The organism is Pseudomonas sp. DE0157, assembly GCF_007678615.1.
Taxonomy (GTDB): Bacteria; Pseudomonadota; Gammaproteobacteria; order Pseudomonadales; family Pseudomonadaceae; genus Aquipseudomonas; species Aquipseudomonas parafulva_B.
Map to the genome: position 1 here is coordinate 196,003 of NZ_VEJN01000008.1, position 20,220 is coordinate 216,222.

23 protein-coding genes and 1 tRNA gene are annotated in these 20,220 nt (G+C 61.7%); 3 read left to right on the forward strand and 21 right to left on the reverse strand.

Translation table 11 applies throughout. From position 1 onward, the window contains the following. Positions 1-2: 2 nt before the first annotated feature. The 14 genes from FS777_RS12725 to trmJ form a co-directional block, all read right to left on the reverse strand. Positions 3-1,013 (reverse strand): RodZ domain-containing protein, encoded by a 1,011-nt coding sequence (locus tag FS777_RS12725; RefSeq protein ID WP_145255796.1) that lies wholly within the window; start codon positions 1,011-1,013, stop codon positions 3-5. Next, positions 1,010-1,771 carry a type IV pilus biogenesis/stability protein PilW gene (gene pilW, locus FS777_RS12730; protein ID WP_058604366.1) on the reverse strand — a complete coding sequence of 254 codons (762 nt, stop codon included), beginning with the start codon at positions 1,769-1,771 and terminating at the stop codon, positions 1,010-1,012. The genes FS777_RS12725 and pilW overlap by 4 nt, the downstream gene beginning before the upstream one ends. Before the next feature lie 13 nt (positions 1,772-1,784). Then, positions 1,785-2,930: a 23S rRNA (adenine(2503)-C(2))-methyltransferase RlmN gene (gene rlmN, locus FS777_RS12735; protein ID WP_023533387.1), complete on the reverse strand. Its 1,146-nt coding sequence runs from the start codon at positions 2,928-2,930 to the stop codon at positions 1,785-1,787. A 28-nt stretch (positions 2,931-2,958) separates the two neighbouring features. After that, entirely contained in the window at positions 2,959-3,384 is a 426-nt protein-coding gene (ndk, locus tag FS777_RS12740; protein WP_028631587.1) for a nucleoside-diphosphate kinase, read from the reverse strand. A gap of 88 nt (positions 3,385-3,472) precedes the next feature. Beyond that, positions 3,473-3,673: a Fe-S cluster assembly protein IscX gene (iscX, locus tag FS777_RS12745; RefSeq protein WP_145255799.1), complete on the reverse strand. Its 201-nt coding sequence runs from the start codon at positions 3,671-3,673 to the stop codon at positions 3,473-3,475. Between the two features lie 10 nt (positions 3,674-3,683). After that, positions 3,684-4,025 carry an ISC system 2Fe-2S type ferredoxin gene (gene fdx / locus FS777_RS12750; RefSeq protein WP_078479079.1) on the reverse strand — a complete coding sequence of 114 codons (342 nt, stop codon included), beginning with the start codon at positions 4,023-4,025 and terminating at the stop codon, positions 3,684-3,686. Positions 4,026-4,028: 3 nt separating this feature from the next. Next, positions 4,029-5,894 (reverse strand): Fe-S protein assembly chaperone HscA, encoded by a 1,866-nt coding sequence (gene hscA / locus FS777_RS12755; protein ID WP_145255802.1) that lies wholly within the window; start codon positions 5,892-5,894, stop codon positions 4,029-4,031. Positions 5,895-5,936: 42 nt separating this feature from the next. Continuing rightward, positions 5,937-6,458: a co-chaperone HscB gene (hscB, locus tag FS777_RS12760; RefSeq protein WP_145255806.1), complete on the reverse strand. Its 522-nt coding sequence runs from the start codon at positions 6,456-6,458 to the stop codon at positions 5,937-5,939. An 8-nt stretch (positions 6,459-6,466) separates the two neighbouring features. After that, positions 6,467-6,790: an iron-sulfur cluster assembly protein IscA gene (gene iscA, locus FS777_RS12765; protein ID WP_023533425.1), complete on the reverse strand. Its 324-nt coding sequence runs from the start codon at positions 6,788-6,790 to the stop codon at positions 6,467-6,469. Between the two features lie 29 nt (positions 6,791-6,819). Further along, positions 6,820-7,206 (reverse strand): Fe-S cluster assembly scaffold IscU, encoded by a 387-nt coding sequence (gene iscU / locus FS777_RS12770; protein ID WP_003248539.1) that lies wholly within the window; start codon positions 7,204-7,206, stop codon positions 6,820-6,822. Between the two features lie 46 nt (positions 7,207-7,252). Further along, a complete protein-coding gene (locus tag FS777_RS12775) occupies positions 7,253-8,467 on the reverse strand; it encodes an IscS subfamily cysteine desulfurase (RefSeq protein ID WP_058637453.1) in 1,215 nt (404 codons plus the stop codon). Positions 8,468-8,512: 45 nt separating this feature from the next. Then, complete coding sequence (iscR, locus tag FS777_RS12780; RefSeq protein ID WP_145255809.1) at positions 8,513-9,004, reverse strand: Fe-S cluster assembly transcriptional regulator IscR; 492 nt, start codon at positions 9,002-9,004, stop codon at positions 8,513-8,515. 182 nt (positions 9,005-9,186) lie between these two features. Beyond that, positions 9,187-9,972, reverse strand: coding sequence for a serine O-acetyltransferase (gene cysE, locus FS777_RS12785; RefSeq protein WP_023533458.1), 786 nt, complete (start codon positions 9,970-9,972; stop codon positions 9,187-9,189). A gap of 3 nt (positions 9,973-9,975) precedes the next feature. Then, positions 9,976-10,731 (reverse strand): tRNA (cytosine(32)/uridine(32)-2'-O)-methyltransferase TrmJ, encoded by a 756-nt coding sequence (gene trmJ / locus FS777_RS12790; protein WP_145255812.1) that lies wholly within the window; start codon positions 10,729-10,731, stop codon positions 9,976-9,978. A 150-nt stretch (positions 10,732-10,881) separates the two neighbouring features. On the opposite strand from trmJ, the gene suhB reads away from it, so the two are divergent. Continuing rightward, positions 10,882-11,700 carry an inositol-phosphate phosphatase gene (gene suhB / locus FS777_RS12795; protein ID WP_058604358.1) on the forward strand — a complete coding sequence of 273 codons (819 nt, stop codon included), beginning with the start codon at positions 10,882-10,884 and terminating at the stop codon, positions 11,698-11,700. A 102-nt stretch (positions 11,701-11,802) separates the two neighbouring features. Here suhB and FS777_RS12800 read toward each other — a convergent pair whose 3' ends face one another. From FS777_RS12800 to queA, 6 genes are all read right to left on the reverse strand, one after another. Next, positions 11,803-12,345, reverse strand: coding sequence for a glycine zipper 2TM domain-containing protein (locus tag FS777_RS12800; protein ID WP_058604497.1), 543 nt, complete (start codon positions 12,343-12,345; stop codon positions 11,803-11,805). Positions 12,346-12,463: 118 nt separating this feature from the next. Further along, on the reverse strand, positions 12,464-13,372 hold the full coding sequence (secF, locus tag FS777_RS12805; RefSeq protein WP_058637451.1) for a protein translocase subunit SecF: 909 nt from the start codon (positions 13,370-13,372) through the stop codon (positions 12,464-12,466). 10 nt (positions 13,373-13,382) lie between these two features. Then, positions 13,383-15,245: a protein translocase subunit SecD gene (gene secD, locus FS777_RS12810; protein WP_027913681.1), complete on the reverse strand. Its 1,863-nt coding sequence runs from the start codon at positions 15,243-15,245 to the stop codon at positions 13,383-13,385. Positions 15,246-15,309: 64 nt separating this feature from the next. Further along, positions 15,310-15,645 carry a preprotein translocase subunit YajC gene (gene yajC / locus FS777_RS12815; RefSeq protein WP_023533309.1) on the reverse strand — a complete coding sequence of 112 codons (336 nt, stop codon included), beginning with the start codon at positions 15,643-15,645 and terminating at the stop codon, positions 15,310-15,312. A 44-nt stretch (positions 15,646-15,689) separates the two neighbouring features. Next, positions 15,690-16,805, reverse strand: coding sequence for a tRNA guanosine(34) transglycosylase Tgt (gene tgt, locus FS777_RS12820; RefSeq protein ID WP_178091268.1), 1,116 nt, complete (start codon positions 16,803-16,805; stop codon positions 15,690-15,692). 14 nt (positions 16,806-16,819) lie between these two features. After that, a complete protein-coding gene (queA, locus tag FS777_RS12825; protein WP_145255815.1) occupies positions 16,820-17,869 on the reverse strand; it encodes a tRNA preQ1(34) S-adenosylmethionine ribosyltransferase-isomerase QueA in 1,050 nt (349 codons plus the stop codon). A 105-nt stretch (positions 17,870-17,974) separates the two neighbouring features. Here queA and FS777_RS12830 point away from each other — a divergent pair. Both FS777_RS12830 and FS777_RS12835 read left to right on the forward strand, forming a co-directional pair. Beyond that, a tRNA-Leu gene (locus tag FS777_RS12830) sits at positions 17,975-18,059 on the forward strand. 277 nt (positions 18,060-18,336) lie between these two features. Next, positions 18,337-18,984 (forward strand): trypsin-like peptidase domain-containing protein, encoded by a 648-nt coding sequence (locus FS777_RS12835; protein WP_145255834.1) that lies wholly within the window; start codon positions 18,337-18,339, stop codon positions 18,982-18,984. Here the strand turns inward: FS777_RS12835 and FS777_RS12840 are convergent, their stop codons facing one another. Continuing rightward, entirely contained in the window at positions 18,985-20,040 is a 1,056-nt protein-coding gene (locus tag FS777_RS12840; protein WP_145255818.1) for a diguanylate cyclase, read from the reverse strand. Positions 20,041-20,220 lie beyond the last annotated feature (180 nt).

Consider the following 20,220-nt stretch of genomic DNA (forward strand, 5'->3'; position numbering starts at 1 on the left):
AATTACTGTCCCAACTTCAGGCGAGCGGTTTCGCCACTGGTGAACGGGGCAACGTCGACGGACTGGCCGTTGTAGCTGACCTTGGCGCCACGGGCAAAGCCCAGGCGGAGCGCAAAGGGCGCCTTGCCAGTCAGCTCGAGGTTGTCCCCCTTGCGCTTGATGCCGCTGAACAGCACCTTGCCGTTGCCATCGGAAACCTGAGTCCAGCAATCGGCGACGAACTCAATCGCGACCTTGCCGCTGCCCGCTGGCGCAGCTGCGGGCTCGGCTGCGTCTGCGCTTGTCGCAGGTGTGGCTGCCGTCGGCGCGCTGACAACAGGGGTAGCAGTGGCCGGCACCGGAGCCGGCTGAGGCGTTGCGGTGCCAGTTGCCGGAGCCGACCCAGCGGCTGGCGTGTCGGCCGCCGGTGCCTGACTGGTACTTGCAGCCTGCTGCTCGTCGGTGCTCTGAGCCAGCGGCAGGGGGGCGCTTTCAGGTTGCTGGGCGGCAGAGACGGCTTGGTCTTCGGGTTCGTCAAGCGGGTGAATCTGGGTGGTGCCGTCGGCGCTTTCGACCTCAACATGCTCAAGGGCAACGCTAGACAGGTCCTTGCCGCGCATGCTGCCCTGGTCCTGCCACCAGACGAAACCGCCACCCACCACAGCCAGCAGCAACAACAGGCTGACCCCGCGCAGGATATTGTGGGACAACCGTGAAGGCTCTTCGATACGCCCCAGCGAATGGACGTCGCTGCCTTTGGCGTGAGTGCCGGTGTAGCGATCGAAGGCTTCGACCAAGGCGGCCTGGTCCAGCTCCATCAACTTGGCATAGGCGCGAATGTAGCCTCGGGCGAAGGTATGCCCGGGCAGCTTGTCGAAGGCGCCGGTTTCCACATGGTTGAGCGAGCTGACAGTAAGATTGAGCTTGCGGGCCACCTCGGCTTGGGACCAGCCCCGTTTCTCACGGGCCAGGCGCAACAGCTCACCAGGGTTCTGGCCAGGCGCTACAGCTACTTCGGGATGCGCGGCGTTCATCGTTGCTCCGACAGGTATTGCTGATATTCCGGCGTACCGGGATAAAGTCGTTGTAATTGCTGCCCCAACTCGGCCACCGTGCCTTGCTCGTCGAACACCTTGGCAAGGCGGCTACCCAGCAGCAGGCTCCGGGCATCGTGGCCACTTAACCGGCTGAAACGATCGTAGTAATCCCGGGCCGGCACATAATGCCTGTTTTCGTAGGACAACTCAGCCATTTCCAGCAACGCTTGTGGTTGTCGCTGGTTAAGCTGCAATGCTTTTTGCAAATAGGCGTGAGCCTGATCGCGCTGGCCGAGCCTCAAGGCTGTCAGGCCAAGGTTTTCATAAACCCGTGAACGCTCAGGATACAGGGTATCGGCGCTGGCAACGCGAAACATCTGCTGCGCTTCGGCAAACCGGCCTTGAGCATAAAGGAAACTGCCGTAATTGTTGCGAATTCGCGTGGTGCTGGCACCCGCCCCGAGCGCCTGCTTGAAGTGACGCTCGGCCAACGCAGGCTCGCCTTCGGCCTGATAGACCAATGCCAAGGCAGCATGCGCGTCGGCATCGTTGCCATCCAGCGCCAATGCTTTTGCCAAGGGCGCCTTGGCCTGGCCCAGCATCCCCTGTTGTAGATAGCCCAGCCCCAGTTGCACATAAGCGCGCCCGGCCTCGACCCTGCGCTGTTCAGCCACCTGTGCATCGCTGCCCCCACCCGACATGCAGCCGGCGAGCAGCGAAAGCGCAAGGATCGGCAGCGCAGCGCGCAGGTTCATAGGCCAGTTCCGGTCAGTGGGCGGCCGGGCTGTCCGGCCGCTCGGCGTCAGCCGACAGTTGCCGGACGGCGATGTAACGTTCGCTGCGCCGTGTGCGGTCGTTGACCTGCCCCACCAGCTGGCCGCAGGCTGCATCGATGTCATCACCGCGGGTGGTGCGCGTCGTCACGTTGTAGCCGCCGTGGTGCAGCAGGTCCTGGAAACGACGAATGGCGTTGTTGCTGGGGCGCTCGTAACCGGAGTGCGGGAACGGGTTGAATGGAATCAGGTTGATCTTGCACGGTACGTCGCGCAGCAGTTCGATCATCTGCGCCGCATGCTCGGGCTGGTCGTTGACGTCCTTGAGCAGGGTGTACTCGATGGTGAGCACACGCTTGCCACCCAGGGTCGCCATGTAACCCATGCACGAGTCGAGCAGCATCTTGAGCGGATACTTCTTGTTGATCGGTACCAGCTTGTTGCGCAGCTCGTCATTGGGTGCATGCAACGACAAGGCCAGGGACACATCGATGTGCTTGGCCAGCTCATCGATCATCGGCACAACACCCGAGGTGGACAGGGTGACGCGACGCTTGGAGATGCCATAGCCCAGATCTTCCATCATGATCTTCATGGCGGCGATGACATTGTCGAAATTGAGCAGGGGTTCGCCCATGCCCATCATGACCACGTTGGTGATAGCGCGGTCGATCTTGGCAGGCACGGTCCCGAAGGATTTGTTCGCAAGCCACACCTGGCCGATCACTTCGGCGGCGGTGAGGTTGCTGTTGAAGCCTTGTTTACCGGTGGAGCAGAAACTGCAGTCCAGGGCACAACCGGCTTGCGACGACACGCACAGGGTGCCGCGATCGTCGGTGGGAATGTAGACGGTTTCGACGCAGCTGCCAGAGGCAACGCGGATCACCCATTTGCGGGTGCCGTCTGCGGAAATGTCTTCGCTGACCACTTCCGGCGGGCGAATTTCGGCAACGGCCTCGAGCTTTTCACGCAAGACCTTGCCGACGTTCGTCATGGCGGCGAAATCATCGACGCCAAAGTGGTGAATCCATTTCATCACCTGACCGGCGCGGAAGCGCTTCTCTCCGATGGAATCGAAGAATTGTTCCATTTCCTGCAGGGTCAAGCCCAGCAGGTTGATTTTGTCAGTCGATGTCGTCATGGATTCACCCTCACCCGTAAGCTTTCGCTTAGCGAGTGGTTACCTCGGTAGCAGCGAAGAAGTAAGCGATTTCGCGAGCGGCAGCAGCTTCGGAGTCCGAACCGTGAACGGCGTTGGCATCGATGGACTCGGCGAAGTCGGCGCGGATGGTGCCGGCAGCGGCTTCTTTAGGGTTGGTAGCGCCCATCAGCTCACGGTTCTTGGCAATGGCGTTCTCGCCTTCCAGCACCTGAACGACAACCGGACCGGAAGTCATGAAGGCAACCAGGTCACCGAAGAAGCCGCGCTCGCTGTGCTCGGCGTAGAAGCCTTCGGCCTCGGCCTTGGACAGTTGCTTGATTTTCGAGGCAACGATTTTCAGGCCGGCTTCTTCGAAGCGGCTGGTGATCTTGCCGATGACGTTCTTGGCAACGGCGTCAGGCTTGATGATGGAGAAAGTACGTTGAACAGCCATGGAAAACTCCAGAATATGAGTGTTACGAAAAATTAAACCCGCGAATTATACGCGGGTTCCAGGGGATTGCCTAACCTGCGGTACGTGTTCAGTCGGTTTCGTCGATCCAGGCCGCCTGGATGGCCTCGAGCACCTTCTCGCCGGCGCGCGACGGATCGTCGCTGAAACCAGGCAATGCCACCACCCAATGGTGCAAATCGACGAAATTCACATAGCGAGGATCGACGTCCGGCTTGCTTTCTGCAAGCTCGATGGCGATATCAAGTACATCAATCCATTTCAGACTCATGTCCAGGACCTCAGTGCGGCGCTTCGGCAGCGTGGTTGAGCGAATACTTGGGGATTTCGATGGTGAGGTCCTGATCGGCTACCACCACCTGGCAGCCCAGGCGTGACTGCGCTTCCAGGCCCCACGCCTTGTCCAGCATGTCTTCTTCGAGCTCGTCGGCTTCTTCGAGGGAATCGAAGCCCTTGCGCACGATGCAGTGGCACGTAGTGCAAGCCTTCACCCCGCCGCAGGCGCTCTCCATCTCGATGTGATGGTCGTGGGCCAGCTCCAGGATGTTGGTGCCGGCAGGCACGTCCACGGTCAGCCCGTCCGGGCAGAACTTCTCATGCGGCAGGAATGTCACCAGCGGCATCGGTTACTCCTCGATCTCATTCAGGTTGCGCCCGGCCAGTGCGGCTTTGACCGTCGAATCAAGGCGTCGGGCGGCAAATGCGTCGGTCACCTGCGACAGACGCTTGGTCTGTTGCTCGATGGCAGCGCCATCGGTGCCCGCCAGCAAATCACGTAGTTCTTGCATCTGGAATTCAATGGCATGGCGCTCTTCTTCGCTGAGCAAGCGCTGACCGTCGGCGTCCAGGGCGCCCTGCACCGCTTCGAGCAGCCGCTCGGCGTCCACCTGGTGCTCACGCAACTGGCGGGCCTGCTTGTCGATACCGGCATGCTCGAAGGAGTCCTTGAGCATGCGCGCGATTTCGCCATCGGTCAGGCCGTAGGACGGCTTGACCTGAATGCTGGCTTCCACGCCCGATGCCAGTTCGCGGGCAGCGACGCTGAGCAGGCCGTCGGCATCGACCTGGAAGGTGACGCGAATTTTCGCCGCCCCTGCCACCATGGCCGGGATGCCGCGCAGTTCAAAGCGCGCCAGTGACCGGCAATCGCTGATCAGTTCGCGCTCGCCCTGCAGCACATGGATCATCATGGCCGACTGGCCGTCTTTGTAGGTGGTGAATTCCTGAGCGCGCGCCACCGGGATGGTGGTGTTGCGCGGGATCACTTTCTCCATGAGCCCACCCATGGTCTCAAGGCCCAGCGACAGTGGAATCACATCGAGCAGCAACAGCTCGCCGCCTTCGCGACGATTGCCGGCCAGGGTATCGGCCTGGATCGCGGCACCGATGGCCACGACCTGATCGGGGTCGATGGAGGTCAACGGGCTACGACCGAACAGGCAACCGACGGCATCGCGAACACGAGGCACGCGCGTGGAGCCACCTACCATGACCACGGCGCTCACGTCCTCGAGCTCGACACCGCTGTCACGCACGGCACGGCGGCAGGCCTTGAGGCTTCGCGCCACCAGCGGCTCGATCATCGCATCGAAACCGGCACGGGTGAGCTCACCCTGCCAGGCGCCATGGGTGACACTCACCACCTCGGCATCGGTCAACGCTTCCTTGGCGGCGCAAGCGGTCTGCAGCAGCGCACGCTGGGTAGCCGGATCGAGGTCGGAGGACAGGCCCGCCTGCTCGATGATCCAGCCTGCAATGGCATGGTCGAAGTCATCGCCACCCAGGGCGGTATCGCCGCCGGTGGCCAGCACCTCGAACACCCCCGCCGTCAGGCGCAGGATGGAGATATCGAAGGTACCGCCACCCAGGTCGTAGATGGCGACCACGCCCTCGGCGTTCTGGTCAAGGCCATAGGCCACGGCGGCAGCAGTGGGCTCGTTGAGCAGACGCAGTACGTTCAGGCCAGCCAGGCGTGCCGCATCTTTGGTGGCTTGGCGCTGGGCGTCGTCGAAATAGGCGGGAACGGTGATCACCGCACCTACCAGTTCACCTCCCAACGTCGCTTCGGCGCGCTCGCGCAGCACCTTGAGGATGTCTGCCGACACCTGCACCGGGCTCTTGGGGCCCTGTACCGTGTCGATGAAGGGCATGTGCGATTCGCCACCGACGAAGCGGTAGGGCAACTGCTCGCCCAACTGCTTGACGTCGGCCAGACCGCGACCCATCAGGCGCTTGACCGACAGCACGGTGTTCAGCGGATCGCTGGAGGCAGCGTCACGCGCTGCCTGCCCGACGTCGCTGCCGCCAGCTTCGAGGTAACGCACCGCCGAAGGCAGAATCACATTACCTTGCGCATCGGGCAGGGGCTCGCTGACGCCACTGCGCAATGCAGCAACCAGCGAGTTGGTGGTGCCCAGGTCAATCCCTACCGCCAGGCGGCGCTCATGGGGCTGGGGCGTTTGACCGGGTTCGGCAATCTGCAATAGGGCCATGCTTATCTGAATACCTTAGGTGCCATCACGGGCAGCACCGGGTTAATCGTCGAGGCGCTCTTCCAGTTGGCGCACTTCTTGGGCGAGCTTGTCGAGGAATTGCATGCGGCGCATCAGGCGTTCGGCCTGCTCACGCGCGTCGGCAACATCCCAGCAGGCGGCGAAATCCTCGTTGAGCGTGTCCTGAGCAGCCTTCAGGCGCTTCTTGAACACGGCCACGCCACCGAGGTCGGCTTCGTCCTGGAGGTCTTCGAGCTCTTCACGCCACTGCATCTGTTGCAACAGGAAATCCGGATCATGGACCGTGACCTCCTGCGGCACTTCGTGGCCACCGATCGCCAACAGGTAGCGCGCACGGCGTGGCGCACTGCGCAGCGTCTGGTAGGCGTCGTTGAGGGCAGCGGATTTCTCCAGCGCGGCGCGTTGCTCGCGCTCGGAGGCGTCGGCAAACCGATCAGGATGGACTTCGCGGGCCAGCTCGCGGTAGCGAGTGGCCAGCATCTCTAGGTCCAGTCGAAAACTCGGCTGCAAGTCGAACAGTGCAAAATGACAAGGAGTACCCACGGTCGGCCTCAGACGTTGAAGCTTTCGCCGCAGCCACACTCACCGCGCACGTTGGGGTTGTTGAACTTGAACCCTTCGTTCAACCCTTCCTTGACGAAGTCCAGCTCGGTGCCGTCAAGATAGACCAGGCTCTTGGGATCGATGATCACCTTGACGCCATGGTTCTCGAACACCTGGTCCTCGCCAGCCAGCTCGTCGACGAACTCCAGCACGTAGGCCAGGCCCGAGCAACCGGTGGTGCGTACGCCAAGGCGAATGCCTTCACCCTTGCCACGCCCTTCCAGGGAACGCCGCACATGGTTGGCGGCGGCTTCTGTCATGCTGATAGCCATGAGAACTCCTTACCTTGCAACGGGCGACGTTAGATCAAGCCTTTCTTCTGCTTGTAATCGCGAACAGCAGCCTTGATGGCATCTTCGGCGAGTACCGAGCAGTGGATCTTGACCGGCGGCAACGCCAGTTCTTCAGCCAGCTGCGTGTTCTTGATGGTCTCGGCTTCGTCCAGAGTCTTGCCCTTCATCCACTCGGTGGCCAGGGAGCTGGAAGCGATGGCCGAACCGCAGCCGTAGGTCTTGAACTTGGCGTCTTCGATCACGCCCTGCTCGTTGACCTTGATCTGCAGGCGCATCACGTCGCCACACGCCGGTGCGCCGACCATGCCGGTGCCGACATCCGGGTCCTCGGCATTCATCTTGCCGACGTTGCGCGGGTTTTCGTAGTGGTCGATGACCTTTTCACTGTATGCCATGGTGCAATTCCTTCCTCATCAGGGAGCCGCTCTTGCCGGCGACTGCTTAGTGGGCGGCCCACTCGATCTTGGAGATGTCGACGCCGTCTTTGTACATGTCCCAGAGTGGGGACAGTTCACGCAGCTTGTTCACGGCCTCGCAGACTTTCTGCGCGGCGTAGTCAACTTCTTCTTCGGTGGTGAAGCGGCCGAAGGAGAAGCGGATGGAGCTGTGTGCCAGCTCGTCGTTACGGCCCAGTGCACGCAGCACGTAGGACGGCTCGAGCGAGGCGGAGGTGCACGCCGAGCCGGACGAGACGGCGATGTCCTTGAGCGACATCAGCAGCGATTCGCCCTCGACATAGTTGAAGCTCAGGTTCAGGTTGTGCGGCACGCGAGCAGTCAGGCTGCCGTTGACGTACAGCTCTTCGAGGCTGGAGACCTGCTTGAAGAAGCGGTCGCTCAAGGCCTTGATGCGTGCGTTTTCAGCCGCCATGTCCTGCTTGGCAATGGCGAATGCCTCGCCCATGCCGACAATCTGGTGAGTTGGCAGCGTACCCGAACGCATACCGCGCTCATGACCACCGCCGTGCATGGCTGCCTCAAGGCGTACCCGCGGCTTGCGGCTGACATAGAGCGCGCCAATCCCCTTGGGGCCGTAGACCTTGTGCGCGGAGAACGACATCAGGTCGACCTTGAGCTTCTGCAGGTCGATTTCGACCTTGCCGGCAGACTGAGCGGCATCGACATGGAACAGCACGCCGCGCGAACGGGTCAGTTCACCGATGGCGGCGATGTCGTTGATCGAGCCGACTTCGTTGTTCACGTGCATCAGCGACACCAGGATAGTGTCGTCACGCAGGACCGCCTCGACCATGGCCGGGGTGACGATGCCATCTTCGCCCGGCTCCAGGTAGGTGACCTCGAACCCCTCACGCTCGAGCTGGCGAGCGGTATCGAGTACCGCCTTGTGCTCGATCTTGGAGGTGATGATGTGCTTGCCCTTGGTCTGATAGAAGTGCGCAACACCCTTCAGGGCCAGGTTGTCGGACTCGGTGGCACCGCTGGTCCAGACGATTTCGCGCGGATCGGCATTGATCAGCTCAGCGACCTGACGGCGACCGTTCTCGACCGCTTCCTCGGCCTTCCAGCCAAACACATGGGAACGCGAAGCCGGGTTACCGAAGTTACCGTCGGCCGTCAGGCACTCGGCCATCTTCTGGGCTACGCGTGGATCGACCGGGGTGGTCGCGGAGTAATCGAGGTAGATCGGCAACTTCATTTTTCTCTCCTATCAGGCGGTGGCGTCGCTCGTCGTCCCGAAGGATCAATCGACGGCGGACGTCTCAATCTTGTCCAGCGGGGCAGACAGACCGGCGACGCGACGCAGGTCCTGGCGCTGGGCGACTTCCTGCACCTCGCGGCGCATGACGAGGTCGACCAGACTGATGCCACTGAGGAACTCGTGGATCTGCTGACTGAGGTCGCACCACAGGTGGTGGGTCAGGCAGGTATCACCGGCATGGCAGTCCCCGAGCCCTTGGCAGCGGGTGGCATCGACCGATTCGTTGACCGCGTCGATGACCTGGGCGACCTGGATGGTTTCCATGCCGCGCGACAGCTGATAGCCGCCACCGGGGCCGCGAACACTGGAAACCAGGCTGCTGCGGCGCAGCTTGGCGAACAGCTGTTCCAGATAGGAAAGGGATATGCCCTGGCGCTCGGAGATGTCGGCCAAAGACACCGGCCCATGCTGCGCGTGCAACGCCAGGTCGAGCATGGCAGTCACGGCGTATCGGCCTTTGGTAGTCAGTCGCATGGCTATTGGGTACCACGGGAGTTACGGGATGTGTGCAAGTATGCGATTCCCGAGCATTTAAGTCAACTATTAGACCTAGTGCCTTAGTCGGGTTTGCATGAGGGGAGGCGGCCGCGATTGTAGCAGACACGGGGGCGATAACACACGCCCCTGTGCCAGACACCGCGCCTGGCGCGGCGGGATCAATGCGGCTGGATGTCGCGCTTGGCCAACTGCGCCTGTTCGGTGAAGTCATCTTCTGGCAGCGCAGGAAGCTCCTTGGCACAGTAATCGCTGCCCATTCGCGTGAGCGCCCCGCACATACCCTCCAGGCGCTCATCGACGGCCTGCAGATGATCGAGCATCTGGCCAATGGCGCGGGCGACCGGGTCAGGCATATCGCCACTGACCCCATAGGCATCGAAACCGATCTTCTCGGCCATGGCCTTGCGCCGTGCCTCGACATCGCCCTGCTCGTCCTTGACGATGATGCGCCCGGGGATGCCGACAGCCGTCGCACCGGCGGGCACGGCCTTGGTCACGACCGCGTTGGAACCGATCTTGGCCCCAGCACCCACGGTGAATGGCCCCAGCACCTTCGCCCCTGCCCCGACCACCACGCCATCTTCGAGCGTTGGGTGGCGCTTGCCTTTATTCCAGCTGGTGCCGCCCAGCGTTACGCCTTGGTAGAGCGTGACGTCGTCACCAATCTCGGCGGTTTCGCCAATAACGATGCCCATGCCGTGGTCGATGAAGAACCGCCGACCGATGGTGGCGCCCGGGTGAATCTCGATACCGGTCAACCAGCGACCGAAGTTGGACACCAAGCGTGCCAGCCACTTGAAATCCCGCCGCCACAGGGCATTGCCCAACCGGTGCAGCCAGATGGCATGCATGCCGGGGTAGCAGGTCAGCACCTCGAAAGCGTTGCGCGCCGCCGGGTCACGGTGGAATACACTTTGAATATCTTCACGCAGACGTTCCAGCATCTGTCAGTCCTTCCGTTTATGCGGCTCACCCCGGACCACCTTCTGGGTCTCGGTAAGAATGCCGCGCAAAATGCTCATTTCCGTGCGCTCCACTGCCACCCGACCGTATAGCCGGCGAAGACGCGGCATCAGGTGCTTGGGCTTGTCGGGGTCAAGGAAGCCAATGCCAACCAGGGTTTTCTCCAGGTGGTCGTAGAACAGCTCCATCTCATCCATGGTCGCCAAGGCATCGGCGTCGGGCTTCTCGACCTGGGCCGGCGAGCGGTCGGTCGCAAGGCTGGCCAGGCGCACTTCATAGGCAAGCACCTGAACGGCGGCGGCCAGGTTCAGCGAACTGAATTCCGGGTTGGACGGAATATGCACATGGAAGTGACATCGCTGTAGCTCTTCGTTGGTCAGCCCGGCATGCTCGCGCCCGAACACCAGGGCGATCTGCTCGCCCCCGGCGGCGTGCTGCACTGCCTTGTCGCCGCACTCACGAGGGCCGATGAGCGGCCATGGGATGCTGCGCTCGCGTGCGCTGGTGCCCATCACCAGGTTGCAGCCGACCAGCGCCTGCTCCAGGCTGTCGACAACGACGGCGTCATTGAGCACATCGTCCGCGCCGGAGGCGCGAGCACTGGCCTCTTCGGCAGGAAACTGCCTGGGCTGCACCAGCACCAGACGCGACAAGCCCATGTTCTTCATGGCGCGCGCAGCGCCGCCGATATTGCCGGGGTGGCTGGTATTGACCAGCACGACACGAATATTCTGCAGCAAGGTCTCGTGCTCACAGTGGCGGAAATCAGGGCCTGGAATCTTACAGAACCGACAGGCGTAACGCCACGCACGCGAATGCGCACTTCTGCCGCCCTATTTTTCTGATACAATGTTCGGCTTTCTTCTTTAACATCTCCAGGTGACCCGCCCATGCAGCCTATGCTGAATATCGCCCTGCGCGCCGCTCGCAGCGCCAGTGAACTGATCTTCCGCTCCATCGAACGCCTGGATAGCATCAAGGTCGATGAGAAAGAGGCCAAGGACTACGTTTCCGAAGTCGATCGTGCCGCCGAACAGAGCATCGTCAATGCTCTGCGCAAGGCCTACCCGAACCACTCCATCCTGGGCGAGGAAACCGGCCTGCACGCCGGCTCCGGCGAAGAAGGCAAGGACTACCTGTGGGTCATCGACCCGCTGGACGGCACCACCAACTTCCTGCGCGGCATCCCGCACTTCGCCGTCAGCATCGCCTGCAAGTACCGTGGCCGCCTCGAACACGCCGTGATCGTCGACCCGGTTCGCCAGGAAGAATTCACCGCCAGCCGTGGCCGTGGCGCCCAGCTCAATGGTCGCCGCCTGCGCGTCAGCTCGCGTACCAGCCTGGACGGCGCCCTGCTGGGCACCGGCTTCCCGTTCCGGGACAATCAGATGGCCGACCTGGACAACTACCTGGGCATGTTCCGTAGCCTGATCGGCCAGACCGCCGGCATCCGCCGCGCTGGCTCAGCGAGCCTGGACCTGGCCTATGTTGCCGCAGGCCGTTTCGATGCATTCTGGGAGTCGGGCCTTTCCGAATGGGACATGGCCGCAGGCGTGCTCCTGATTCAGGAAGCGGGCGGCCTGGTGAGCGACTTCAATGGCGGCCATGACTTCCTCGACAAAGGCCACATCGTCGCCGGCAACATCAAGTGCTTCAAGGCAGTACTGACTGCCATCCAACCGCACCTGCCAGAAAGCATGAAGCGTTGAACATTTGACGCAGGAAAACAAAAGCACCCCTCGGGGTGCTTTTTTCATGCCTGCCAGCCATGCATCAGTGGCGCCGGCACAGGGCCAACGCCGGCAGCAAGATCACTGACCCGCGTCGCTGAGAATCAACTTGCCGTTCTTGTCCACCGGAATGGTGGGCCCTGGCTCACGATTCATTTTCACCTGGCCGACCTGATCGCCGATGGTGTACTTGACGTTGTAGCCCACCACTTTTTCACTGACGTCATTGACCGTGTTGCAGCGGGTTTGGGTCGTGGTATAGGTGTCACGCTGCTGCATGCCCTCCTGCACCTTGTTGCCCGCATAACCACCACCCACCGCACCGGCCACGGTCGCGATTTTCTTGCCAGTGCCGCCGCCGATCTGGTTGCCCAACAGGCCACCGGCCAGCGCGCCGACCACGGTGCCGGCGATTTGATGCTGATCCTTGACTGGCGCCTGGCGAGTAACGGTCACGTCCTTGCACACTTCGCGCGGGGTCTTGACCTGCTGCTTGATCGGCTGCACGTCGGTGACCTGAGCATACTCAGGCCCTTTGTTCACCAAGCTGTAGGTCGCCACAGCACCTCCGGCAGTGACACCGACAGCACCTAGCACCGCACCCACCAGCATTGATTTATTCACGTGAACCTCCTGATCGTACATACGGGACTTGGCCCGCTTTCTCCTTGCCTTGGAGCAAAAAAAAGGGCGCGAGTTCAACACTCGCGCCCTTTCGTCCGCCAAGCGGAGCGTCAGTGGGTCATGGACGGTCGTCCACACCCTCGGTCTTGGCCGGCGGAATCAGGTCTTCACTGTTCAGGTTGAGCCAGATCAGCACCACGTTGGCGATATAGATCGACGAGTAGGTACCGGCCATGACGCCGATGAACAGTGCCAGCGAGAAGCCAAACAGGTTGTCACCGCCGAAGAACAGCAAGGCAGCAATGGCCAGCAAAGTGGACACCGAAGTCGCCACGGTACGCAGCAACGTCTGGGTGGTGGAGACGTTGATGTTTTCGATCAGAGACGCCTTGCGCATGACCCGGAAGTTCTCGCGCACCCGGTCGAACACGACAATGGTGTCGTTGAGCGAGTAGCCGATAATGGCCAGCACCGCCGCCAGCACCGTCAGGTCGAAGGTGATCTGGAAGAACGACAGAATGCCCAGGGTCACGATCACGTCGTGGATCAGCGAGATGATGGCCCCCACAGCGAATTTCCACTGGAAGCGGAACGCCAGGTAGATAAGGATGCCACCCAGCGCCAGGAGCATGCCCATGCCGCCCTGGTCACGCAGCTCTTCACCCACCTGCGGGCCGACGAACTCGACACGCTTGACGGTGGCAGGGTTGTCACCGCCTGCCTTCTGCAGGGCCGCGGCTACCTTGTTGCCCAGCTGCGGGTCGTCACCCGGCATGCGCACGAGCAGGTCGGTGGTGGCACCGAAGCTCTGCACCACTGCTTCGTGAAAACCCGACTCGACCAGCTCGGCCCGCACCGCCTTGAGATCGGCCGGGCGCTCGTAGGTCAGCTCGATCAATGTGCCGCCGGTGAAGTCCAGGCCAAAGTTCAGGCCCTTTTGCCACCAGCTGAACAGGGCCAGCACGGTGAGCAGTACGGTGACGCCGAAGGCGACATTGCGTACGCCCATGAAATTGATGGTTTTCATCGCAGCTCCCTCAAACCCACAGCTTCTTGATGTCACGCCCGCCACAGGTCAGGTTGACCATTGCGCGGGTCACCATGACGGCGGTGAACATCGAGGTGAAAATCCCGAGGGACATGGTGACCGCAAAGCCCTTGACCGGGCCGGTACCCATGGCGAACAGGATACCGCCGACCAGCAGGCTGGTCAGGTTGGCGTCGATGATCGCGGTATAGGCGCGGTTGAAACCTTCATGGATGGCGCGCTGCACCGACATGCCGGCTTTGAGCTCTTCGCGGATACGCGAGAAGATCAGTACGTTGGCGTCCACCGCCATACCCATGGTCAGCACGATACCGGCAATACCCGGCAGGGTAAGGGTGGCGCCAAGCAACGACATCAGGGCCAGCAGCAGCACCATGTTACCCGCCAGGGCGATGGTGGCTATGACACCGAAGCCGCGGTAGATGGCAATGATGAACAACGAGACGAACAGCATACCCCACAGCGAGGCGTCGATGCCCTTGGTGATGTTGTCGGCACCCAGGCTTGGGCCGATGGTACGCTCTTCGGCAAAGTACATCGGTGCGGCCAGTCCACCAGCACGCAGCAGCAGGGCCAGCTCGGACGATTCGCCCTGGCCGTTCAGCCCCGTGATACGAAACTGGCTACCCAGCGGCGACTGGATGGTCGCCAGGCTGATGATCTTCTTCTCTTCCTGGAAGCTCTGGACCGCAACGTCCTTCTCGACACCGTCGACCGTCTGCTTCACGTAGCGCGTGACAGGCTTCTGCTCGATGAAGATCACCGCCATGCTGCGACCGACGTTGCTGCGGGTAGCGCGGCTCATCAGTTCGCCGCCATGCCCGTCCAAACGAATATTCACCTGCGGGCGGCCATGCTCATCGAAGCTGGCCTGGGCGTCGGTCACCTGGTCACCGGTGATGATCAGGCCACGCTCGACGGGCGCCGAACGCCCCCCTTCACGGAACTCGAACACTTCGGTGGTGGCTTTGGACGCGCCCGGCTCGGCACCGAAACGGAACTCCAGGTTCGCCGTCTTGCCCAGGATACGCTTGGCTTCGGCAGTGTCCTGCACACCCGGCAGCTCGACCACGATGCGGTTGGCGCCCTGGCGCTGCACCAGTGGCTCGGCGACGCCCAGCTCGTTGACACGGTTGCGCACGGTGGTGAGGTTCTGCTTGATCGAGTATTCGCGAATCTCGGCCACTTTCGCCTGAGACAGCGCCAGACGCAGCACGGCGAGGTCGTTGCGCTCGGTGGTGGTCAGGTCGAAATCGTTGAAATTCTTGCGGATCAGGGCGCGTGCCTGTTCGCGTGTAGCATTGTCAGCAAAGCCGAGCATGATGCCGCCGTCCTGCTGCGGCAGGCTGCGGTAGCGGACCCGCTCCTTGCGCAGCAAGGTCTTGACCTCGCCTTCGTAGACTTTCATGCGGGCGCTCATGGCCTTGTCCATGTCCACTTCCAGCAGGAAGTGCACGCCACCAGACAGGTCCAGGCCCAGCTTCATGGGGCTGGCACCCAGGTTGCGCAACCACTGCGGGGTGGTTTGTGCCAGGTTCAGCGCCACGACATAGTCATCGCCCAGCGCCTTGCGCACCACATCCTTGGCGGGCAGCTGGTCTTCCTGATTGGTCAGACGAATCAGGCCACTGCCCTTCTCACCCAGGCTCACGCCTTTGACTGCGATGTTCGCATCGACCAGCGCCTTGCTGACGCGATCGAGATCGGCCTGGTTGACCTGCAGCGCCGAGCTGGCACCGCTGATCTGCACGGCCGGGTCATCCGGGTAGAGGTTGGGAGCGGAATAAATGAAACCGATCGCCAGCACCAGCAGGATCAGTGCGTATTTCCACAGAGGGTATTTGTTCAGCATCACGCCGCCCGTTCAAGACGCGGGGCGCGTTGCGCGCCCCGACTGGAAAAATGAAACCGGTAACTCAGATAGCCTTGAGCGTACCTTTTGGCAGGGTCGCGGCAATGGCGCCCTTCTGGAACTTCAGCTCGACAGTGTCGGACACTTCCAGCACCACGAAATCATCGGCCACTTTGACGATCTTGCCGGCGATACCGCCGTTGGTGACAACTTCGTCACCTTTTTGCAAGTTGCCCAGCAGGTTCTTCTGCTCTTTGGCGCGCTTGGCCTGTGGACGCCAGATCATCAGGTAGAAGATGACCAGGAAACCAACCAGGAAAATCCACTCGAAACCAGTACCGGCGGGGCCGGCGGCAGGGGCTGCAGCGTCCGCGTATGCGGCGGGGATCAAGAAGCTCATGGGTGCACTCCTAATGCAAATATTTTAATAATGGATGCAGACAGTCAGTCCAAGGGCGGTACAACAAGCCCGCGCTTGGCGTAGAAGGCGTCGACGAAGGCGGCCAATTTACCTTGTTGAATAGCCTCGCGTAAACCGGCCATCAAGCGCTGGTAATGGCGCAAGTTATGGATGGTATTCAACATGCTGCTGAGCATTTCGCCGCACTTGTCCAGGTGATGCAGATAGGCGCGGGAGAAGTTGCTGCAGGTGTAGCAGTCACAGGTCGGATCCAGTGGCGATTCATCATGGCGATGGAACGCGTTGCGGATCTTGATCACCCCCGTGTCGACGAACAGGTGGCCGTTGCGCGCATTGCGCGTAGGCATCACGCAGTCGAACATGTCGACGCCGCGGCGCACACCCTCAACGAGATCCTCCGGTTTGCCTACCCCCATAAGGTAACGAGGTTTGTCAGCCGGCATTTGCCCTGGCAAGTAGTCCAGCACCTTGATCATCTCGTGCTTGGGCTCACCCACCGACAGGCCGCCAATGGCCAGGCCGTCGAAGCCGATGTTCTCGAGCCCCTCCAGCGAGCGCATGCGCAGGTCCTGGTACATGCCGCCCTGAACGATGCCGAACAGCGCGGCGGTGTTGTCGGCATGGGCGTTCTTCGAGCGCTGGGCCCAGCGCAGCGACAGCTCCATGGAGGTACGAGCGATGTCGTGCTCGGCAGGGTACGGGGTGCACTCGTCGAAGATCATCACCACATCCGAGCCCAGGTCGCGTTGCACCTGCATGGATTCCTCCGGGCCCATGAACACCTTGGAGCCGTCCACGGGAGAGGCGAAGGTCACGCCTTCTTCCTTGATCTTGCGCATGGCGCCCAGGCTGAAGACCTGGAAGCCACCGGAATCGGTAAGAATCGGGCCTTTCCACTGCATGAAATCGTGCAGGCCGTTGTGCTTCTTGATTACCTCGGTGCCTGGGCGCAGCCACAGGTGGAAGGTGTTGCCCAGGATCATCTCGGCGCCAATGGCCTCGATGTCACGGGGCAGCATGCCCTTGACCGTGCCATAGGTGCCCACCGGCATGAACGCCGGGGTTTCGACCGTGCCACGGGGGAAGGTGATGCGGCCACGACGGGCCTTGCCGTCGGTGGCCAGCAGTTCGAAGGACATTCGGCAGGTGCGACTCATGCTTGCTCCTCGGGGCCGCGAGGCGCCGGATTGCGGGTGATGAACATGGCATCACCGTAACTGAAGAAGCGGTACCCCTGCTCGACCGCCGCCGCGTAGGCAGCCATGGTCTCGGGGTAACCGGCGAAGGCCGAGACCAGCATCAGCAGCGTGGACTCGGGCAGGTGGAAATTGGTGACCAGCGCATCGACCACGTGGAACGGGCGACCGGGGTAGATGAAGATATCGGTGTCACCGCTGAAGGGCTTGAGCTGGCCATCACGGGCGGCGCTTTCGAGCGACCGCACACTGGTGGTGCCCACGGCGATCACACGCCCGCCACGGGCGCGGCAGGCCTCGATGGCATCGACCACAGCCTGGCTCACTTCGAGCCATTCCTTATGCATGTGGTGGTCTTCGATCTTGTCGACCCGCACTGGCTGGAATGTGCCTGCCCCCACGTGGAGGGTGACGAACGCCTGCTCTACCCCCTTGGCGGCGATCTGCTCGAGCAGTGCTTCGTCGAAATGCAGGCCCGCCGTGGGGGCGGCGACAGCACCTGCCTTTTCGGCGTAGACCGTCTGGTAGCGCTCCCGGTCGGCGCCTTCGTCAGGGCGATCGATGTAGGGCGGCAGCGGCATGTGACCAACCCGGTCGAGCAGCGGCAACACCTCTTCGGTGAAACGCAGCTCGAACAAGGTGTCATGGCGCGCGACCATTTCAGCTTCACCACCACCGTCCACGAGAATGACCGTGCCCACTTTGGGCGCCTTGCTCGCCCGCACGTGAGCCAGCACGCGATGGCTGTCGAGCACGCGCTCGACCAGCATTTCAAGCTTGCCCCCGGATGCCTTCTGGCCGAACAGCCGTGCCGGAATGACCCGGGTGTTGTTGAACACCATCAGGTCGCCAGGGCGCAGGTAGCCGAGCAGGTCGGGGAATTGCCGGTGCTCGAGTGCACCGCTTGGCCCATCGAGCACCAGCAGGCGGCTGCCATGGCGCTCGGCCAATGGATGGCGGGCGATCAGGGAATCGGGAAGTTCGAAGGAGAAATCGGCAACGCGCATGATGATGTTCGGTTCGGCAGGGCCGGGAAGTTTAGCCCAAGGAATGAAAATTGACCATGAAAGACGATTGACCGACCGACGGCACCTCTCTATACTGCGCGCCACGCCCTGATGGCGGAATTGGTAGACGCGGCGGATTCAAAATCCGTTTTCGAAAGGAGTGGGAGTTCGAGTCTCCCTCGGGGCACCAAATCCGAAAAGCCGACCTTAAATGGTCGGCTTTTTTTTTGCGCCGTGAAAACCGCTCAGTGCATCACATTTGCCTGGCGTCAGCCCATTGATTCGCTGGTGCCTGACCATGCAGCAATGCTATTGGCCAGTGGCCATACCCGCCGCCTACCCTCACTTCGTCGGATAAAAGCCGAACGAATTGCCTAACTGATGGCATTTAGCCATAGTGCGGCTCCCCTCAACCCCCTCCCCTTGTGTGATCAATGAAAACAACCGCGCCCTGTATGGCGGCAATGATGCTGCTGAGTGGGTGCAATGGAGTGCCAACGTCCTACGTTTCAGACCCGGTCTACAGTCAAGCTTTCGTGGTGACGTCCGGAGCGCCGCTGCCCATGCTGCTGATGGCAAGCGCCATCCAGTGGAACGCGGATTATGCAGTCACCGCCAAACACACCCCTTTCCTGCGCAACGTGGTCCATGAAGGCCTGGGCGATGTGGTGTTCTTCAAGCACAAAGCCAGCCAAGTACCGCATTGGCGCCAATATGTGCCTGGGGAAGCGGTCACAGCAGTGGGTTACAACAGCTTGATGATGCCCGTGCAGGGCAAGGGCCACGCGCTCTCGTCACTGGTCCGGCTCGATGGCACCCCTGGTAGCGTGTTCTATTCGGTGCACGACGGGCCGATCACCAAGGGGATGTCTGGCGGCCCGGTATTCGCCGATGACGGTAACGTGGTAGGCATCAACATCGCCATCATCCCCACCAGCGGCATCGATGCCGTCAGGCGACCGGATCTGGTGGGCAAGGACCGGGTCAGTGTGTTCATGTCCTTCAGCGAGATCGACAAGGAGTGGCGGCGCTACCAGTACATGCTGGCGCGCAAGTCCAAGCCTCAGGCCCCAACGTCGGTCAAAGGCTTTGTGGCTGTGGCTGCAAAACCCTGATCAGGCGGGTTCAGAGGCCTGGGGCGCCAGGACGATGCAATTTCGCCCGGCGCGCTTGGCGGCATACAACGCCATATCGGCGGCATGCAGCCAGGCTTGGGCATCGGTAATGCCTGCATGGTAAGGGGCGATACCGATGCTCAGGCTCAAGTTAAGGTGCGGCAGCGCTGGGTCGCGGAACGCCTCCACGGCCAGGCGCAGCCGCTCAAGCACTTCCCTTGCCTGCCCTGGCGTCGTGTCAGGCAGCATCACGCAGAATTCGTCCCCGCCATAGCGCGCCGCAGGGTCATGCTTGCGCAAGTGCAAGGAAAGCGTGGCACTGATCACCCGCAGGATATTGTCACCCACCTGATGGCCATGACGGTCATTGATCTGCTTGAAGTGGTCGACGTCGATCAGGGCAAGGCAACTGCTCCCTGTGCTAGCTCGGCAACGTGCAAATTCGCGCAGCAGCAGTTCCTGCCACGCCCCGTGATTGCGCAAGCCCGTGAGGCTGTCGGTCTGGCTCAGGCGGGCCAGTGCACGTTTATGCTGGCCCAACTGGACGGTCACCTGATAGCAGATCATGCCGATGGCCATGGGGTAGATCAGCAGGATCGGCAGGCACGCCAGCATCTGCGCCTGCGTAGTGGCCGGAAAAAGCGGCGGCGCGAACAGCCATAGGCCCAGGGCGATGCCGACACCCTGGGCAAGTACCGTTTTCATGAATAGGGGCCAGCCACCGGCCGCAATCTTGTCCATGGCGATCATCGACAGGATGATCACGCTGGGCAGTGGGTTGAGCCCCATGACACCCGCCCAGCAACCCCCGGCGAAGCCATCGACCACCAAGTTGCGCTGCTCGGCCTTGTAGGGCTGGGCGGATACCCGAGCAATCTGAAACGCCAGGTGCGGCCAGACAAAACCGTGTGCCAGTAACAGCGCCCACACCCATCCCCCTGGCTGTAATGGCGCGATTCCGATCATCACACAAAAGAAGCCTAGGCCAGTTCCGATGGCGCGTGGGGCATACATGCGTTTGGCGAAGGAAAGGCCCGTGCCGGTGCGCTCGATCATGGTGGGATACCGAGAAGATAAGGCTGAAGGTGCACGGTACAACTGCGAAGCATGTGCATGCTGAGGCAAGGCATTGTGCCACCATCCAAATCAGGCCGGCAAACGCGTCTGGATGAAATGCATACACTCATTTGGGATGTCGCCTCAGCACCTGTCAGCCCCACATGCGCTGCCACAACC

Coding starts and splice junctions, on each gene's coding strand:
- FS777_RS12775 (WP_058637453.1), bottom strand. CDS start 8,467: ATGAAGTTGCCGATCTACCTCGATTACTCCGCGACCACCCCGGTCGAT.
- suhB (WP_058604358.1), top strand. CDS start 10,882: ATGCAGCCTATGCTGAATATCGCCCTGCGCGCCGCTCGCAGCGCCAGT.
- iscA (WP_023533425.1), bottom strand. CDS start 6,790: ATGGCTATCAGCATGACAGAAGCCGCCGCCAACCATGTGCGGCGTTCC.
- fdx (WP_078479079.1), bottom strand. CDS start 4,025: ATGCCGCTGGTGACATTCCTGCCGCATGAGAAGTTCTGCCCGGACGGG.
- rlmN (WP_023533387.1), bottom strand. CDS start 2,930: ATGACGACATCGACTGACAAAATCAACCTGCTGGGCTTGACCCTGCAG.
- FS777_RS12725 (WP_145255796.1), bottom strand. CDS start 1,013: ATGAACGCCGCGCATCCCGAAGTAGCTGTAGCGCCTGGCCAGAACCCT.
- yajC (WP_023533309.1), bottom strand. CDS start 15,645: ATGAGCTTCTTGATCCCCGCCGCATACGCGGACGCTGCAGCCCCTGCC.
- secF (WP_058637451.1), bottom strand. CDS start 13,372: ATGAAAACCATCAATTTCATGGGCGTACGCAATGTCGCCTTCGGCGTC.
- FS777_RS12840 (WP_145255818.1), bottom strand. CDS start 20,040: ATGATCGAGCGCACCGGCACGGGCCTTTCCTTCGCCAAACGCATGTAT.
- secD (WP_027913681.1), bottom strand. CDS start 15,245: ATGCTGAACAAATACCCTCTGTGGAAATACGCACTGATCCTGCTGGTG.
- cysE (WP_023533458.1), bottom strand. CDS start 9,972: ATGCTGGAACGTCTGCGTGAAGATATTCAAAGTGTATTCCACCGTGAC.
- iscU (WP_003248539.1), bottom strand. CDS start 7,206: ATGGCATACAGTGAAAAGGTCATCGACCACTACGAAAACCCGCGCAAC.
- iscX (WP_145255799.1), bottom strand. CDS start 3,673: ATGAGTCTGAAATGGATTGATGTACTTGATATCGCCATCGAGCTTGCA.
- tgt (WP_178091268.1), bottom strand. CDS start 16,805: ATGTCCTTCGAACTGCTGGCCACCGACGGCAAGGCCCGTCGTGGCCGC.
- hscA (WP_145255802.1), bottom strand. CDS start 5,894: ATGGCCCTATTGCAGATTGCCGAACCCGGTCAAACGCCCCAGCCCCAT.
- queA (WP_145255815.1), bottom strand. CDS start 17,869: ATGCGCGTTGCCGATTTCTCCTTCGAACTTCCCGATTCCCTGATCGCC.
- ndk (WP_028631587.1), bottom strand. CDS start 3,384: ATGGCTGTTCAACGTACTTTCTCCATCATCAAGCCTGACGCCGTTGCC.
- FS777_RS12835 (WP_145255834.1), top strand. CDS start 18,337: ATGCTGCTGAGTGGGTGCAATGGAGTGCCAACGTCCTACGTTTCAGAC.
- pilW (WP_058604366.1), bottom strand. CDS start 1,771: ATGAACCTGCGCGCTGCGCTGCCGATCCTTGCGCTTTCGCTGCTCGCC.
- iscR (WP_145255809.1), bottom strand. CDS start 9,004: ATGCGACTGACTACCAAAGGCCGATACGCCGTGACTGCCATGCTCGAC.